Source organism: Rhodococcus sp. 320_ES, from assembly GCF_059691855.1.
Map to the genome: position 1 here is coordinate 428,819 of NZ_JCAWAG010000003.1, position 17,206 is coordinate 446,024.

Below are 17,206 nucleotides of genomic sequence, written 5' to 3' on the forward strand. Positions count from 1 at the left end.
ATCTGCACGGGCCGCCCCTCACCGGCGATAGTGTGACGGCCAAATTCCGTGGCGCCCGGGTGACAGGATGCCGTTGGGATCGACGGCATCCTTGAGCGTCTCTGCGAACCGCCGATACGCGTGGTCGCCGAAACTCAGCTGGTCCTGGGCGAGGTCCATGAAATCCAGATGCGCTCGGTACTCGCAGTAGCCCTGCTGTGCGAGTTGTCGGAGCAGGTGTGTCGCCGTCTCCAGTGCCGCCTTCACCTGATTCGGATCGTCGCGCACGTAGAACACCGGTGTGACGACGGTGGCCGACCGGTCGTTGGTGACGAAGATGGCGGCAGAGTAGTTCACTCCCGTGCGGGCGACGACTTCCGCGCGCACCTGCCGCATCACCCCCGCAACCTCGGCTCCGCGGAGCGGAACGACCGGAGAGAAGCCGACGTGTCCGACGAAGTCGGGGAGGACATCGAGGATGTCCCGGCTCGGAACTCCGCCCGACAACCTGTCCATGAAGCCGGCGGATTCGAGTGTGTGCCAGTTCTCGGCGGTGTAGGTCGCAGATCGCGTGACCGTTCCTCCCTCGATCGCAGACCACGCCTCTCGGATCTTGCGTTCGTGGAGGTCCAGGGTGTCCGGATCGGACCACAGCGCCGTGCGAACACCCCACCGTCCGATTCCGGTGTCGTGGGCCAATGCGTCCAGTTGCTCGTCCGACCACGTCGGTGCGACGAAGCTCGGAAACTTCCCTCGATGCTCGGGAAAGTGAACCTCGCCCGCGGTCAGCATGTCCTGAATGTTCGGTACTCCTCGGAGAATTCCGGCTTGCCGAAGTTCGCGGACGATATCGATGGCGGCATCGAGCTGGTGATCGCGCGGAATGGACAGGTACAGAGGCGAATACGCTTCGGGGCGCTTCATCAGCCACACGCCCATCCGCGTGACGATGCCGTAGTTCGACTGCATGAACAGCGGATCCAGCACCGGCCCGAGACCCCGTTTGTACGTGTGCCAGGATCCGTTGCCCTCCTGCGCCCCCATGCCGGTGCGCAGGAGTGATCCGTCGGCAAGCACCACCTCGAGTCCGCACTGTGCGGAGAAGTCGGATCCCGCCGGCATGAACGTGATTCCGTTGTCCAAGGAATTGCCGATCACCGAACCCCAGCCGATGTCCGGCACCGATACGAGAAGCTCGTCACCGCGCGCGTGCAGCTCCTCGTAGAGGTCGAACCATCGGACACCCGGTTCGACCACCGCGTAGGCGAGTTCGGTATCGACCTCGAGTATGCGGTTCATCCGTCGCAAGGAGATCAGGACCGAGCCGCGTACTCGGGCGGAGGGTCCGCCGTACCCGTTGTTCCTGCCCTGCGACGACGTCCAGATCGGAACCGAATTCGCATTGGCGACGCGCACCAGGTCCTGAACCTGATCGGTCGACGTGGGGAAGACGACCAGAGACGAGTCGTGGGTTCGGTCCTGTGGGAACCAGTAGGGGTCACGGTAGGTGTCGCGCTCGTCCTGTTCGATCAGAGCATTCTCGCGTCCGACGACCGATACGAATTGCTCTCGCACGCGATCGCTCAGGACGAACGGATCGGGAAGCGACCCCGAGGTCGTGAGCTCGGTCGCGGTGTTCGAAGTCATGGTTTCCTCACGGATGTCGGGAAGGCGGTGAAGGGTCGGGTGCTCTCAGATGGGGTAGTGACGCGAGCCGGACTGCACGGTGATCCATCGCAACTCGGTGAACTCCTCCAACGCGGCCCGTGAACCGAATCGTCCCCATCCGCTGGCGCCGACACCTCCGAACGGCATCTGGGGTTCGTCGTGGACGGTTGCGCCGTTGATGTGACAGATGCCCGATCTGATGCGCGAGGCGACGCCGAGTGCGGCCGCTGCGTCCCCGCCGAACACGGCGGCAGACAGCCCGTACTCGGTGTCGTTGGCCACGGCGATGGCCTCGTCGACCGTGTCCACCTCGATGATGGACACCACCGGACCGAACGACTCCTCCGCGTAGATCCGCATGGACTTGTTCACACCGCGGATCACCGTCGGCGCGACGAAGAGTCCGCGGGCCGTTCCGCCCGTCAACGCCTCGGCGCCCTTCGCCGTCGCGTCGTCGATCAGGGACACGACGTGGTCGACGGCTTTGGTGTGTACCAGCGGCCCGATCTGAGAATGGGGATCCGACGGTGCTCCGACCACCAACTTCTCCGTGCGGGCGGCAAGGCGAGCGCAGAATTCGTCCGCGACGTCCCGCAGCACCACGATGCGCTCGGTCGACATGCAGATCTCGCCCTGGTTCATGAATGCGCCGAAGCTCGCCGCGGCCGCAGCCTCCGCGAGATCGGCATCGGACAGGACAAGGAACGGCGCCTTCCCTCCGAGCTCGAGGAGGACACGGGTCAAGTGGCGCCCGCCGAGTTCTCCGATTATGCGTCCGACTCGACTCGAGCCGGTGAAGTTGACGCGTGTGACCGCCGGGTGCGCCACCAACGCTTCGACGACCGCGGGACCGTCTTCGGGCGCGTTGCTGATCAGATTGACCACGCCGGGCGGAATGCCGGCATCGTGAAGAACCTCCACGATGGCCGCCTGGGTACACGGTGTTTGCTCGGAAGACTTGAGTACGACGGTGTTTCCCCACACGAGGGGCCAGACGATCGATCGCACACCCAGAATGAGCGGCGCGTTCCACGGAGCGATTCCGACGACGACACCGACCGGTTGACGCACTCCCAGAGCCGTCAGACCTGGCACGTCCGACGGAATCACCTCACCGACGGCTGAATACGCCTGTGCTGCAGCTTCTGTCAGCATTCCTCGCGCGACGTGAACGTTGAACCTGCACCACGGCAAAGTCGCGCCCATTTCTCGGCTCATCATCGCCACGATGGCGTCGGCCCTCTCGCCGAGGATTGCGGCCGCCTTCTCCAGGACGGCGCGGCGAACTGCGGGAGCCGCGGTGGACCAGTCGTCGAAGGCCGCTGAGGCCGCATCGACAGCTCGCGTGACATCGTCCACGGACGCCGCCGCGACGTCGGCGATCGGATCGCCCGTCAGGGCTTCGGCTGTCTCGAACCGTCGATCGTTCTGGGCGGGAACATGTTCACCGCCGATGAACAAGTCGATGGTGCGGGTGTCGACATCGGTTACCGTCATATGGATCGTCTACCTCCGTGAGAGCGGCCGATGCCGCGCGAGTCGTAGTGTGCCGATGCATCCGTGGCGATCTGCCTGCGTGGTGGCCCGCGTCGTCATGCGGGCGGCAACCGCTTGGACTGATGCATGTGTGCCACCTTCCACCCGTTCTGGGTGTTCCGCCAGACTCTGGTCACCACTTCCTCGATCGGGAACGGCGGCAGGTCCTCGTTGAACACGATGTGCATCTCCTGCAGGCAGGACACGACGGCTACGTCGCCCCTGACGGTGACCTTCGAGTCGCGAGCCCGAGCGACGACGGTGCGCCGACGAGCGGACTGGAACTCGACGAAACTGTCGACCGCATCGATCTTGCCGACGGGTCCGTGCACAGCGTGGCTGTTGTCCAACATCAACTCGCGCAGCGCCTCGAATCCGATTGTCAGCGCGCGCAACCACTCCGCCTCTGCTTCGAGAACTGCGGCCTCTACGTCGTGATCGTGAGAAATGGTGGTCATAGGTCCAACTCCAGAATGTTCGAATGGGATCGTGAAGTACAGGTAGCGAACTGTCCGCGCTCACGCTCGCGTTCGGTGAGTACATCGTCTCGATGAGCGGGTTCGCCGGCGAGCACGGTGACGATGCACTCACCGCAGATTCCTTGCTGACACGAATGTGGGGCATCGATTCCGTTGTCCAACAATACCTCCAGCACACTCTGCGATGCCGGGACACGAAACTCGGTTCCGCTGCGCGCCAGGCGGACCGTGAAGTCCTCCCCGACGTCCGACGCAGCTGCCGCCTCCGACGGAGTGAAGCGCTCGAGGTGTATGGACGACGACTCCCACCCTGCGTTCGCCGCGGAGGTGATCACGAAATCCATGAAACCGGCTGGACCGCAGACATATACGGCAGTGTCGCTTTCCGGTCGGCCCACGTCGGTCGCCACCGTGAATCGCTGATCCTCGGGGCCGTCGTCGAAGTGAAAGACGATCCGTGGATCGCCGTCCAGTTCGTCGGCGAAGGCTGCGTCGGCGCGCGTGCGGGCGCAGTAGTGCATCTCGTACGGTGCGCCCGCAGCATCCAACTCGTAGGACATCGCGAGCAAGGGAGTGATGCCGATTCCGCCCGCGACGAGGACGTGGCGTCGTGCGTCGGGCGATACTCGGAACCGGTTCCTGGGCTTGGATATTCGAACCGAGTCGCCTTTTCTCAACTCGTGCATGCCCTGCGAACCACCACTCGAGTCGAGCTGCAGCAGAATACCGAGCCGATACCGAGACCTGTCCGTCGGTGGTCCGCACAGCGAGTACTGGCGAACGACGCCCGATCGAGAGTCGACGAGTACATCGACGTGTGCACCCGCGTCGAAGGCAGGCAGCTCCGCTCCGTCCGTGCGGACCAAGTCCAGTAGCACGATTCGCTCGGTGGCGTCTCTACGGCTCTCGACCACGGTGTCCAGCCAGTCGTTGGTCATATGCGTCCGTCAGACTCCCGCTTCGGCGGCGGTACGCGTACCACGCGTCGCGGGTGCCTCGACGGGGATCACACCGGAATCGACATGACGGACGACGCTGCCGTCGCGCTCGATGTTCAGCGGGTCGCGCCCGTCCTCGACGTCCTCGACCATGGCCGCAAGCATGCGTCGAAGCATGACAACTCCCCGGTCCGCGGTTGCCAGTGTCTCTTCCGAGTGGAGGGTGATCGGCCCCTGTGAACTCTGTGCCTCGGTGTCACCGGGCGTCCGGTGCTTCTCGTCCTCGGTCATCTCGAAGTTCTGCTTACCGTCCTGGCTGATGCCGAAGGCGAACTCGTTCATTCGTTGCGGACTCGTCGAGCGGAAGGAGAAGAAGATTCGATGACTGGTGTCGTCCGAGGGAACTACCCACATCACCTGGTCCTGCCGCACACCCGGCGTGACTCTGACGTAGTCGGGTAGAGCGAATATGTTGGGCAGTTGCAATTCGACCATGAAACCGAGGTCGGTGACCGAGCCTGTCTCGTCCGGCTGCTCGAACCGATGAATGTATTTGAGGCCGTGCTCGGTTCGCTCGTACGTGACCCGGTCGGCGATGGTGGGAGCGTGGAAGAACTGCTCGGGATAGCCGAACGTTCCGGTGCCGAGCATCTGGTAGCCGCTGTGTGTCGAGTGAAGCCACGTCACGTGCGTGGGGTCCGCCGCGTTCTCGTAGTTCTGCAGCCAGTTGAAATCGCTCGGCATGCCGGTGATGGCTGCATGCGGAACGGGCCAACTGGCGTAATACTTCTCGCCGTCCCCGAGATTCTCCAACGCGTCGAACCGGGGCAGTAGCGGCTTACGTTCGGGCGGGCCCATGTACACGAAGACGAGTCCGTATCGCTCCTCGACCGGGTACCAGGGCTGGCGGACCTTCTCCCGCTTGAGTCCGCCACCGGGCTCGAGAGCCTGATCGAGACAATGACCTTCCACGTCGAATTTCCACCCGTGGTAGCAGCAACGAACGCCGTCCTCCTCCACCCGCCCGTAGTGCAGGCTCGCTCCGCGATGGGCGCATCGTTCGAAGACGACGCCGGGCCGACCCTGTCCGTCACGGAACACGACGAGGTTCTCTCCGAGAATTCGGGTGCGCTCCGGGAGCGCACCGGCGACGAGCGCCTCGGAGCTGGCGATCGGGTGCCAGTATCGCCGAAGTGCTTCGCCCATCGGTGTTCCCGGGCCCACCTCGGTCAGTCGTGCGTTGTGCGAGGGAGTGGGGCGTCCGTAGCCGGTTCCGCTGTCGACCGTTGCCGTTGTCATCGAATGTTCTCCTGATTCGTCGTACGAAATGTGTGTCGTGTGTCGAATGTCGTGTACGGGTTCACCCGACCAGGTCGCCGATCGCATCGCGGGCTTTGCCGGCGATGACTCCGTCGGTGGTGTCGTCTGCCCCACCCACACCGATCGCGCCGATCACCTCGCCGTCCGCGGTGACGATCGGGACGCCACCCGCGACGGGAAGCAGCTGCGAGTCCACGAGGTGTACCGGTGCGTGCGCCATCGTGGGTGATGCTGCGAACGAAGCGAATTGCGCTGTTGTCTTTCCGCTCACGGCAGAGGTGTAGGCCTTGCGGCGTGCTGTCTCCACGCCGAGAACGCCGACTCCGTCGTCGGCCAGCAGCGCCTTGAGGATGCCGCTGCGGTTGACGACGACCACGCAGACCGCCCTTCCGTCCTGCCGGCCGGATTCGACGCCGTGCTCGGCTGCCGTCCTGGCCATCTCGTACGTGAGTGGTTCTCGCATCTGTGAATCCTCGGGTCGTGGGTGTGAAGGTGAACGCGGAAGCGGATCGAGTCGTCAGACCGAGAGCGTGTCGACGGTGGTGAAGGGACCGCCGCCCATCAGGTTTCGTTCCTCGGGCGGGATCGGCTCGAGGTCGACTCGGACGTCGATACAGGTGGGTCTGCGGGACGCGAAAGCGGCTTCGAGCGCCGGCCGCAGATCGGCCAGGGTGTCGACGTCGATTCCGTTGGCGCCGAGCGCTCGCGCCACTGCGCTGTAGGAGCCGTTGGCCAAGCGGTTGTGTGTGACTCGGTCCTTGCCGAACAACCACTCCTGGGTGTGCAGTGTCGCACCCCAAGCCTGGTTGTTCAGGACGACGACGACGACCGGAAGTTCGGCGCGAACCATCGAATCGAACTCCGCCAGTGAGTATCCCACTGCCCCATCGCCGGTGACGAGTACGGTGGCGCGGTCGCGGTCGGCGTATTGCGCTCCCAGGGCAGTACCCATCTGGCATCCCATGGAACTGAGATATCCGTGGCCGAGGAAGTGGGACACGTTCGCCGAAGCGATCACCTCCGACAGCCAGAGCTCGGTCAGAGCGCCGTCCACCACGACGACCGAATCGTCCGGAACGGTTGCGGCGATGGTCCTCACCGCGACGTACGGGTGAATGGAACCGGTGTGGGCCTCGGCCTCCGCGACGAGTGTTGCCGTGTTGCGCGCGACAGCATCCGTCAGCCGAGTGAGCCACGCTTTGCGTCGCGCTGGAGGGGTTCCCACAGCCGGTGACTGCGCGAACGCGGACACGGTGGCAACCGGATCGGCTTGAACAGCGATCTCGACGTCCTGGAGTCGGCCCAACTCTCGCCCGTCCGGATCGATCTGGAACACCCGAGCAGTCCTGGGCACCAGTGCACCGGTGCCGAATCGGGTCGGTAGGCCGAAGCGAAGTCCGAGCATGAGCACCACGTCCGGTCGGTCGTCCGGTGGCAGTGTGTCCAGTGACTGTACGAGACCGACGTGCCAGTCCGAACCCGTGACCGCGCCGAGCCCCTCGTAGTCGGAGAACAGTGGAATGCCTGCACGCGAAGCGAATTCGTGCAGATCCACCCGCGACGTCTGCGATCCGAACGCATGACCGACCAGCGCCACCGGTCTCTGCGCGGTGCTCAGGGCGTCGAGAATTCGATCTGTCGCATCCTTCGGCGCGCACCCGAAGCCGTCGATCGTGGTGCGATAATCCTCCACCGCATCCGTGTCGACCGACTGCCTCAGTACGTCCCACGGTATGTCGAGCAGGACCGGGCCTTGCGGCGTCGACCGAGCAGTGCGCACCGCCTGCGCAAGCAAACGGGGAATCAGATCGGCTCGGGTGACGCGATGAGCGAACTTCGTCACCGGCGCCGCCATCGCAACCTGATCGAAACCCGCCTGTTGGTCGTTCACCAGATCCATTGCCAACGGACCGGATCCGGCGATGTACACCATCGGAGTGCGGTCCATGTGCGCGTTTGCGATGGAGGTCAGCACGTTGGTGAATCCGCCGCCGGCGGTGACGACGGCGACCCCCAGCTCTCCGGTGACTCGCGCGTAACCCTCGGCGGCGTGTCCGGCGTTCATCTCGTGGCGAACGTCGACGATGTCGAGGTCCGAATCCAGTGCGGCCTGAAAGATTCCGTCCACGTGTGCTCCGTTGAGACTGAACAGCACTCGCACTCCTGCGTCGAGGAGCCCTCGGACGACGAGCTCGCTGCCGGTTGTGGATGTCATGGAAAGTGTGGACCTTTCGGGTGATGGAGGTCTGTCGCCGATTTCTGTCGAGTCATGCTCTGCGGGCCGAAAAATATTGCTGTGCAACGGCATCTACCGGGTCGTAACCGTAGATCCACGCATTGTCGGTCAGGGGGTCGCTTGCGGAATACGCTCGGTCACGTGCGCGCTGCGGGGCACCGTCCGGCAGATGGTTGACGTGCGATCGGCCGTGCGAGACCTGCTGCATCCGAGACGTTCTCGGGCGCCGAATCGATTCGTACGCGGCGATGGCCGACTCGACGTCGTGCCGGTCGTCGGTCAGGCACAGGGCAAGTACGGCAGCGTCCTCGATGGCCTGCGCCGCGCCCTGTGCGAAGAAGGGGAACATCGGGTGCGCTGCGTCCCCCAACAGCGTCGCGTTGCCTCGGTTCCACCGCTCGAGTGGCTCGCGGTCGAGAAGCGCCCATCGCCCCGGGGTATCGGCTGCCTCGATCAGCCTCACCAACCGCGGATCCCACCCGCTGAACTCGGCCACCAGTTCTTCGGTCGTCGCCGTCGCCGTCCACGACTCGATCGTCGCGTCGCTGGTGGGTGCGAAGGCCACGAGGTTGATGTACTCGCCGCCCGACACTGGATAGTGCACGAGGTGGTGGTCCGGACCGATCCAGAGACTCTGCGCCGCCCGCACCGCGAAATCAGGTGCGCGAGAGGCCGGAACGAGAGCGCGGAATGCGCACAGGCCCGATTCCCGCGCGGGCAGATCCCCGACCACCGATCGGCGCACGATCGAATGCACACCGTCCGCTCCGATGACCAGTCCGGGCCTGATCTCGGTCCCGTCGTCGAACTTCACCACCGCCCGACCGTCGTCGAACTCGACCGACGTGGCGCGCATGTCGAGTCGGACCGATGATTCGGGTAAGGACGACGTCAGGGCATCGATCAGATGTGCGCGGTGGGCGCTGTAGGTGTGCTCGCCGTAGAGCTCACGGCACGCTGTGTCGAGGTCTTCCGACGACAGTACGGTCCCGTCCTCCCACCGCCGAAACTCCCATCCGACATTCAATTTGACGGCTCGCTCGATCAACCGATCCAGGACGCCGAGCCGGCGCAGCTGTCGTCCTGCGTTCGGAGCGATCACGAGACCTGCACCGATCTCGGTCAGCGCGCGTGCCTGCTCGTAGACAACAGGAGCGAGGCCTTCGGCTCGGAGAGATGCGGCTGCCGCGAGGCCTCCGATTCCACCGCCGATGATGGCGATGTCGATAGTCGCTGGTGCCATGATCGGGTAGAACCCCTTCGGATGCTTGTCTGAATACGTTGTCCGGCAATGCAAATGCAGAGTCCGATAAGTATTGCGTCGCGGACGGATTCTGTGAACGGCGTTGTTCATCCAACGGATATCGCATAAACTCGGCACATCGTGGTACCGAGGAGATCGCATGTCGCGCACGAACGAACCGGGCCGGACCGTCGCATCTCGTCTGTCCGACATTCTGTTTGCCTTCGATTCCGGGCACACCGAACTGAGCCTGTCCGACCTCGTTCGTAGGACCGGGATGCCGCACGCGACGGCCCGCCGGCTCGCGCTCGAGCTCACCGAGGTCGGGGCGCTCGAGCGTGGGCCCGACAACATGTTCTGTATCGGACTGTCGCTGTGGCGATTGGGCACGCTGCATCCGCGTGCCGAGGCACTTCGAACTGCGGCCCACCCCTTTGTCGAGGACCTGAGCACAGCGCTGCACCAACATGTCCAACTCGCAGTCCTGCAATCGGACAAGGCCGTCGTCATCGAGCGTCTGTCCGGTCCCAATGCCATCGAGCTCAAATCTCAGATCGGCGGGTTCTTGCCGCTTCACTGTTCCGGTGTGGGCAAAGTTCTTCTCGCCCACAGCAGTCCCACGTTCATCGACCAGGTGCTGTCGGACCGGCTTCGGCGCTTCACTCGAAAGACCATCGTCGATCCCGAGGTGCTGCGGAGAGAATTGGCCTTCTGCCGGGCCACCGGAACCGTCGTGGTCAACGAAGAGTTGAGCGAGGGGGCCCAATCGGTGGCGACGCGAGTCGTCGACCACCGTGGTGTGGTCGTCGCAGCCCTGTCGGTCGTGGTCTCCGCCGGATCTATCAAACTTCAGGCCGCGCTCCCGACGCTGGTAGCGAGCGGACTCGGCATCTCGCGCGCGCTGGGCTGGAAGCCCGGAATCGCGATCCGCACCGGTCCCTCGGCGCCGGACGGTCCCGCAGTGGAGCCGTGAACGGCGGGTGCCGTCACATCACCGGTTGACGACGGGACATCTGTTGAAATCCCAGCTTCCATCCGTCGGTGCCCTCGAACCAGACACGGGTCACGCCGGCCTGGATCAGAAAGGGAGTGAGGTCGGCATCCATCCTCACCCGCATACGTTGATGGCAGGACACGATGGCCACGCCCGGATGCTCGACGAGAAGGACATCGGTCGTGCCGGCGTCCTCGACACGTCCCATGGTGGAGTTGTAGTCGAGGAATTCCTCGCGGCCGTGGATGTAGCCGACGGGACCGTGGACCACGCTGCAGTCGTCGAGCATGAGTTCACGCTGTTCGTCGTTGCCCTGCAGTATCGCTCGAAGCCAGGCCTGCTCCGCGGCGTCGACTGTTCTCGGGGTCGTCGTCGCGGTCACGGATGTCGCGTTCATGGATACCGTTCCTGTCGGTAGAGGGATGTGCAGGTTCAGCAAATCTCATGAAGGCACCCACCGGCGCGCCGATGTTCGTTGAACGGACGACCGGCCCACACCGGAGCTCGTTCGCACGACAATGGCCGCGCGACGATCCACGAGACGGTAGATCGCGCGAGACGAAGGAGTGGCGGACGTGAGTGAGAGACTGGTCGGAAGAACTGCCGTAATTACCGGTGGCACTACAGGAATTGGCCAGGCTATCGCCGTCAGGTTGGCGGCGGAAGGTGCTGACATCGCGGTCGCCGACCTCGACGACGCGTCGGAGACCCGGACGCTCGTCGAGACGAAGGGGCGCCGGTTCGTCAGCGATCGGGTCGACATCTCGAGCGAGAACATGATCGAAGCCTTCGCGGAGAAGGTCCGCAACGAGTTCGACAGCGTCGATATCGTCGTCAACAACGCCGCGGTGGTTCTCATGGGGGACTTCAAGAACGTAACTTTCGAGGATTGGCGAAAAACGTTCTCGGTCAACGTCGATGGTGCATTCCTTACGACTCGGGCCTTCCTGCCCGACCTGGAGCGATCGGTAGCCGGACGCATCATCAACGTGTCGTCATCGAGCTACTGGACCCCGCCGCCGCCCTTCGTGTCGTACGTTTCGGCGAAGGGAGCGTTGAACGGCTTCACCTCGGCGCTGTCCGCCAGCCTGGGTCCTCTCGGGATCACGGCGAACAGCATTGCCCCCAGTCTGGTTCGGACCGCGTCCTCGGTAAGCAAGACCGACGAGGCGTTCTTCGAGAACAGCGTTCGCCTTCAGGACGTCAAGCGCACTCAGTTGCCCGACGACGTCACCGGCGCGGTCGCGTTCCTCGCATCCGACGATGCCGAGTTCGTTACCGGTCAGATCCTCGTCGTCGACGGGGGCAGCACACGTCGATGACCCGACGTTCTCACCGGCCGCCGTCGACGATCGACGCCACGGCGGCCGGAGTCGACGCGTCGAACATCTCGCGTACCGTGATCTCCACCGCGAACTCGGCCCACAACCGGCTGACCAGCTTCGCCGCGGACAACGAATCGCCTCCGAGGTCGAAGAACTCGTCGTCCATTCCTACCCGGGACACCCCGAGAACCTCGGCGAACAGATCTGTGATGGTCTTTTCGCTCTCGGTCGTCGGTGCCCGGTACGGAGCGCCGGAGGAGTATTCCGGGACCGGCAGCGAGGAGTAGTCGAGTTTTCCCACTGCCGTCAGGGGTAACGCGTCGATCACGGTGACCACGGATGGGACCATGTGGTCCGGAAGGCTTTCGGCCACGAAATCCCGGATCCGTCGACCGATCGACGCGTCGTGAGGCGAGTTGGCGAAGCGCCGAACGTCGAGGTCGCCGGGATCGTCGGAGCGGAAAATGTCCGTGACCGCTGCGTCCCTCACCGAGTCGGGTTCGACGAAGATCGCATCCATGTAGCCACGCGTCGACGACATCGTCACGTAGGTCCGGAGATCGAACGTCGACCCGAGAGAATACAGCTCCTCCGGCAGGTGGCCGTCGAGTCGCTTCGTATCCTCGGACCCGAGAATCGCTTCGCGCAGTGCATGATTCGGATACTCGTCGGCATGCGGTTCGGATTCGCGTCGTACCGCGGATCCACACGCGACTTCGTTCCGCAACAGCGCATGCGGAATGCCGCTGACGCGGACGGATCCGGACCGCGCCTCGCGCGCAGCAGCCGGCAAGGATGCGGGACCCTCGTAGGCAATTGTTGCACTGTTCGCGAACGAGACCACGTGCGCCGGTCCCCTCTGCAGGGTCACGTCGTAGCGATATCGAGTGAATTCGTCTGCAGCCCAACCGCGTTTGACCTCGATTCGAACCGCGACGATAGCGTCGGAGTTGTCCTGGTCGAGCGGGCCCGCGAGGCCGGAACCGAAGAACGACGGAGACACGAGGAGTTCGCGCTCACCGCCGATGCGGTCTCGAACCCTCTCGAACAGCGGCCGGTTGTCGTTGCGGCCTCGTGCGAGTTCGACGTCGGTCGCCAACTCGACCAGAAGGTCGGCATTGCGGACGTCGCCGATGAAGATCGAGCCTCCCGGAGCGAGCAAGGTCAATGCCGATCGAATGACGGACCGTAAGTAGTCGATGCTCGGGAAGTACTGAACCACCGAGTTGAGAACGATCGTGTCGAAATATTCGACCGGTAGGCCCGCCACGTCGTGAGCAGGTCGTACTTCCGCACGCACTTTTCTCGAATCGTGATCGTCGGTCTCCCGTGCCCACGTCATGAGCCTGTCCACGACCGTCGGGGAGAGGTCCGTTCCCCAGTATTCGTCGCAGTGTGACACCAGGCGTGAGAGCATCAACCCGGATCCCACCCCGATCTCCAGGATTCGTCGAGGGCGCAGTGCCAGAATGCGTTCGACGGTCTCGTCTCGCCATTCGCGCATGTTCGGGAGCAACATGGATGCTCCCGAGTACGTGCTGATCCACCCGTTGAAATCTTCGCCGAAGTCGACCTCCTCGGTCGGGCTCGCGTCGTCGTTACCCAGATTGGTGCCCGTGTAGACCTCGTCGTAGACGCGACCCCACCGATCCACCACGTCGTCCTCCAACGCCGTGTCGACTGTGCTGCGATCGAGAACGACGTACGCCAGCAGATGAGTCGGCGCACCCGAACCTGTGGCGTCGTGCGGTGTCACGACCGCGGCCTCCACCGCCGGGTGCGACGACAGTGCGGCCTCCACCTCGCCCGGCTCGATCCGGAAACCCCTGATCTTGACCTGTTTGTCGGCTCGGCCGAGGAAGTCCAGGTTGCCGGATTCGTTCCACCGCACCACGTCACCGGTGCGATACATACGATCACCACGAACGGCCGGATCGGCCACGAAGCGCTCGGCGGTCGTCGCGCTTCTGCCCCGATAGCCGCGCCCGACCAGTGTGCCTCCGATGTACAGCTCACCACTCTCGCCCGGGGGCACTGCATCCAACCATTCGTCGAGCACGTACAACCGCACGCCGGTGACGGGGCGACCGATGGGGACCGCGACCCCGTCGTCTTCGCCCGCGTCGTGAGCGGTGACGAAGACGGTGGTCTCGGTGGGTCCGTACACGTTCACGATGCGCGCCCGCGGAAGTCGCCGCCGGGTCCGGTCCACCAGGGACGGTGGAAGTGGTTCACCTATGAAGACGATTCGGTCGACCGAGAGATCGTCGCCTCGTCGATCGACCACCGCACCGAACGCAGACGGGATCGCCGAGATCACGGTAGCGGTGGGGGACGAGACCAGGCTGTCCTGCACCATCTCCACACACCCACCGCTGCACAGGGTTCCGAAGATTTCCAGCACAGACAGGTCGAACGATGTCGACGTGCCGGCCAGGACCCGATCGGTCGGTCCCAAGCCGACGACATCGGCAGCCATCGTCACGAATTCGAGCAGGTTGCCGTGAGTGATGGCCACTGCCTTCGGGCGGCCGGTCGATCCCGATGTGTACATGACATAGGCAAGGTTGTGCGGCCTGATTTCCGTCGACGACGCTCGGGTCGGACGATCGTGCGTCGTCGCGATTTCTTCGCCCACCGTGATCGTCTCGACGCCGCCGGTGGACACCGACTGCGCCGCATGACGATCCACGAGCACGACCATCGGTCGGGCGTCGTCGATCATGTAGGCCAGGCGTTCGTCGGGGTAGGAGGGGTCCAAGGGCATGTACGCGCCGCCGGCGAGAAGGACGGCCCACAGTGCGACCACGAGATCCGTCGATCTCGTCATCGATACCCCGACCACGGTGTCGGGGCCCACTCCGCGCTCGACGAGCGCAGCAGCTAGGTGGGTGACCGACTCTCTTACCTGCGCGTAGCTCACATCGTTCGAGTGATGCGCCACCGCGGCGGCCTCGGGGGTCTCGCGCACCCTGGTGTCCAACAGGTCGAGGACAGTGCCACCCGATCGTGAGACATACTGCGTCGTAACCTCTCTCGAAGTCGTGCTCCTCACGCGAGTGCTCCTGTCGTCTCGGGGTCTGCTTCGTATGTCGGGTTCGAGGGGCCTTCGTCTACGAGGTCGGGCAGGGCGCGTGCGATCTCGAGAGCCAGCCTCAACTTCACGGGATCGTCATCGATCGGTCGCCCCAGCAATCGGACGGCTTTGGCAACTCGATAAGCCACTGTGTTTCGGGCGACGTAGAGCGTTTTCGCCGCTTCGAGTCGACTCCTGCCGAAAGCCAGGTACACCCGAAGTGTTTCGCGCAGCTCCTCGTGGACTCGTCCGGGACGACCCAAGCCACCGAGCGTGTCGACGACGAACCACCGAGCCTGCTCACGGTCGCGAGTCAGCATCGCCACGATTGCGACGTCGTCGTACTGGACGACCCGGCGTTCTCGCGACCACACCCGCTCGAGTGCAATTCTGTCTGCTTCGCATGCTCCGAGGTGGCTACGTCTGATGCCGTCGACGCCCGAGGCGCACGGACCGACGCTCACGCGCAGACCGGCCGGAATCGGACCGAAATCGGCGAGTGCACTATCGATCGAGCGTGGTGGAGAACAGGACCAGCTCGCCCAGATCTCCACCCGTCCGCAGTCGGCAGAGACGATCGTCGATCTGCTACAGCCGAGAATCGCCGGGATGCGAGAGGCGAAACGGTGCAGTCCGGCGCCGTCGTACCCGTCCGGGGGTGTGTCGGTGTCGTCGGACAATCTGAGAACGAGGGCCACAGTGTGGTCCGAGGGGTCGATTCCCAAGTGTTCTCGAACGTCCGAGTCGTCGACCGACCGGCCGTCGACGATGTCATCCGTCAGACGAATCCGATTCGGGTCGAACCTCACCGGCCACCGCTCGTCCGAGTGAGATATTCGATCGAGATGCAGTGCGCGGACTTTCGTCATTCGGGCACGGTACGTCCGAGTTTCGGCCGATAGCAACACCTGTTGTAATACATGGTTCTGATAGTCGGTATGCCGCTCGTGAATACTGACCGAAGCGGACCGAATTCGTCCCCATTGGCCTATTGTCGCCTGGAATCTTGTAATCCCGAATCGATTCCGAGGCCGTGGGATACAGTCGAATCGGTCTTCCATCGAAAAATGCGAAGCTTGGGGGCATCGTGGTCGAGTTGCATCCGTTGTCGTGCATTCAAGAACTGATGCTGGCGTACAGTGCTCAATTCGGATTCGACATCTCTCTGTGGAATCAACAAATTATTTTCGAATTGAATCAATTGGACAGTGGACGTATCGAATCGGTGCTCCGGGACTCGAGCGACCGTCACTCGATTCTCCGGACACATCTCTGCGTGCGGGACGGGAGTCACGGTCAAGCGGTGGAGGATGTCGGGCATCGTCTCGAACATCGTTCGTATGACGAACGCACCTTGGATCCCGAGAAACTGGAAGCGCAGCGCCCCTTCGACTTGCTCGATGCACCGCTGTGGCGAAGTGCTGTGGCCACCGACCGCGACGGACGAGCAAGACTGATCGTGACGTTCAATCACCTTCTTGCGGATCGGCAGTCGGACCGGATGTTTGCCCGCGAGTTCGTCTCGCTCTACGACGGAAGTGCTTCACCACTGTCGGTCGAGCCGGCCCCGTACTCGGATTTTGCGCGATGGCAGCGATCGGCGGTCGCCGATTTCGTCACCTCGTCCGCTGCGCTTGCCGGGTGGGCCGAGTACGAGCGAACGATACGCGCAATGCGCATGCCCCCCGAGTCTCGACGAACGTCCCCGGTCGACGATACCGTGAGCATCCGCTCGGAATGTACATGGTCTCTTTCGCGAGAAGACACTGCTCGAATTGCAGCACACGCGAAGTACGTGCGAGCGAGTGTGAATTCGGTGCTCACCGCGGCGGTGTCGACCGCTCTGGCGCTGATGCCCGATCTGGAAATCGGACTTCTGATCGGAGAGCGCTCGACGCGATATCCGCACCGGTTCTCCGATACTCTCGGGCCGTTTCCCGATCCGTGGCCGATCAGTACCCCACTCGATCGGTCCACCAATTTCGCGGATTCGCTGGACCTGGTCCGTCGTCGTGGTCTTGCGGCCATCGACGCTCCACTGCCCTTCCATGCGCTGTTGTCGCGAGTTCCGTGGCTTTCACGCGAATTCAGGGAATCAGGTGCGCCGTTCAAAATGTTCTATCAATTCTTCGGTGACAGTGACTTTTCGCTGCTCAGCGGAAGCCGCACGTCGGCAGTGCGATTCCCGGCGATGTTCGGCGAGCACAGCGACGTCTTCGGGATCCACGCGATGATGGGCCTTCGCGGCGGAGAGCTCCACGCAACCGTGGCATACCGGCACAGCATCGACGGGCGAACAGGGGTTGCCACCGCCGACATCGACTCCCTTGCAGAGGCGATGTCGGCGGTGCTCGGTCGTCAGTGCGGACACGCGGTGAACATCGTGGTGTCACACGACGCAGGCTGACCGAT

Annotated in this window: 14 protein-coding genes; 3 read left to right on the plus strand and 11 right to left on the minus strand. The window is 63.7% G+C overall.

Features of this window, described 5'->3' with window-relative positions; translation table 11 throughout:
* Nucleotides 1-18 precede the first annotated feature (18 nt).
* From AC59JP_RS12645 to AC59JP_RS12680, 8 genes are all read right to left on the minus strand, one after another.
* Nucleotides 19-1,626 carry an FAD-binding oxidoreductase gene (locus AC59JP_RS12645; protein ID WP_497326113.1) on the minus strand — a complete coding sequence of 536 codons (1,608 nt, stop codon included), beginning with the start codon at nucleotides 1,624-1,626 and terminating at the stop codon, nucleotides 19-21.
* Between the two features lie 45 nt (nucleotides 1,627-1,671).
* Entirely contained in the window at nucleotides 1,672-3,144 is a 1,473-nt protein-coding gene (locus AC59JP_RS12650; protein ID WP_497326114.1) for an aldehyde dehydrogenase, read from the minus strand.
* 95 nt (nucleotides 3,145-3,239) lie between these two features.
* Nucleotides 3,240-3,641: a nuclear transport factor 2 family protein gene (locus tag AC59JP_RS12655; protein ID WP_497326115.1), complete on the minus strand. Its 402-nt coding sequence runs from the start codon at nucleotides 3,639-3,641 to the stop codon at nucleotides 3,240-3,242.
* The gene (locus tag AC59JP_RS12660) at nucleotides 3,638-4,600 is read right to left on the minus strand and encodes a PDR/VanB family oxidoreductase (protein ID WP_497326116.1); all 963 of its coding nucleotides are present in this window, start codon (nucleotides 4,598-4,600) and stop codon (nucleotides 3,638-3,640) included. Before AC59JP_RS12660 ends, AC59JP_RS12655 begins: the two co-directional genes overlap by 4 nt.
* 9 nt (nucleotides 4,601-4,609) lie before the next feature.
* Complete coding sequence (locus tag AC59JP_RS12665) at nucleotides 4,610-5,899, minus strand: Rieske 2Fe-2S domain-containing protein (protein WP_497326117.1); 1,290 nt, start codon at nucleotides 5,897-5,899, stop codon at nucleotides 4,610-4,612.
* Between the two features lie 61 nt (nucleotides 5,900-5,960).
* Nucleotides 5,961-6,383 (minus strand): GlcG/HbpS family heme-binding protein, encoded by a 423-nt coding sequence (locus AC59JP_RS12670; protein ID WP_497326118.1) that lies wholly within the window; start codon nucleotides 6,381-6,383, stop codon nucleotides 5,961-5,963.
* 54 nt (nucleotides 6,384-6,437) lie between these two features.
* Nucleotides 6,438-8,135, minus strand: a complete 1,698-nt coding sequence (locus tag AC59JP_RS12675; protein ID WP_497326119.1) for a thiamine pyrophosphate-binding protein — start codon at nucleotides 8,133-8,135, stop codon at nucleotides 6,438-6,440.
* A gap of 52 nt (nucleotides 8,136-8,187) precedes the next feature.
* Nucleotides 8,188-9,399 carry an FAD-dependent monooxygenase gene (locus AC59JP_RS12680; RefSeq protein WP_497326120.1) on the minus strand — a complete coding sequence of 404 codons (1,212 nt, stop codon included), beginning with the start codon at nucleotides 9,397-9,399 and terminating at the stop codon, nucleotides 8,188-8,190.
* A 160-nt stretch (nucleotides 9,400-9,559) separates the two neighbouring features.
* On the opposite strand from AC59JP_RS12680, the gene AC59JP_RS12685 reads away from it, so the two are divergent.
* Complete coding sequence (locus tag AC59JP_RS12685) at nucleotides 9,560-10,372, plus strand: IclR family transcriptional regulator (RefSeq protein ID WP_497326121.1); 813 nt, start codon at nucleotides 9,560-9,562, stop codon at nucleotides 10,370-10,372.
* 13 nt (nucleotides 10,373-10,385) lie between these two features.
* Here AC59JP_RS12685 and AC59JP_RS12690 read toward each other — a convergent pair whose 3' ends face one another.
* The gene (locus AC59JP_RS12690; RefSeq protein ID WP_497326122.1) at nucleotides 10,386-10,790 is read right to left on the minus strand and encodes a nuclear transport factor 2 family protein; all 405 of its coding nucleotides are present in this window, start codon (nucleotides 10,788-10,790) and stop codon (nucleotides 10,386-10,388) included.
* A gap of 178 nt (nucleotides 10,791-10,968) precedes the next feature.
* On the opposite strand from AC59JP_RS12690, the gene AC59JP_RS12695 reads away from it, so the two are divergent.
* Nucleotides 10,969-11,715, plus strand: a complete 747-nt coding sequence (locus AC59JP_RS12695; protein WP_497326123.1) for an SDR family NAD(P)-dependent oxidoreductase — start codon at nucleotides 10,969-10,971, stop codon at nucleotides 11,713-11,715.
* 10 nt (nucleotides 11,716-11,725) lie between these two features.
* On the opposite strand, the gene AC59JP_RS12700 is transcribed toward AC59JP_RS12695, so the two are convergent.
* On the minus strand, nucleotides 11,726-14,689 hold the full coding sequence (locus AC59JP_RS12700) for an amino acid adenylation domain-containing protein (RefSeq protein ID WP_497326124.1): 2,964 nt from the start codon (nucleotides 14,687-14,689) through the stop codon (nucleotides 11,726-11,728).
* An 80-nt stretch (nucleotides 14,690-14,769) separates the two neighbouring features.
* Entirely contained in the window at nucleotides 14,770-15,663 is an 894-nt protein-coding gene (locus AC59JP_RS12705) for a PucR family transcriptional regulator (RefSeq protein ID WP_497326125.1), read from the minus strand.
* Between the two features lie 218 nt (nucleotides 15,664-15,881).
* On the opposite strand from AC59JP_RS12705, the gene AC59JP_RS12710 reads away from it, so the two are divergent.
* Complete coding sequence (locus AC59JP_RS12710) at nucleotides 15,882-17,201, plus strand: condensation domain-containing protein (protein WP_497326126.1); 1,320 nt, start codon at nucleotides 15,882-15,884, stop codon at nucleotides 17,199-17,201.
* Nucleotides 17,202-17,206: the final 5 nt, after the last annotated feature.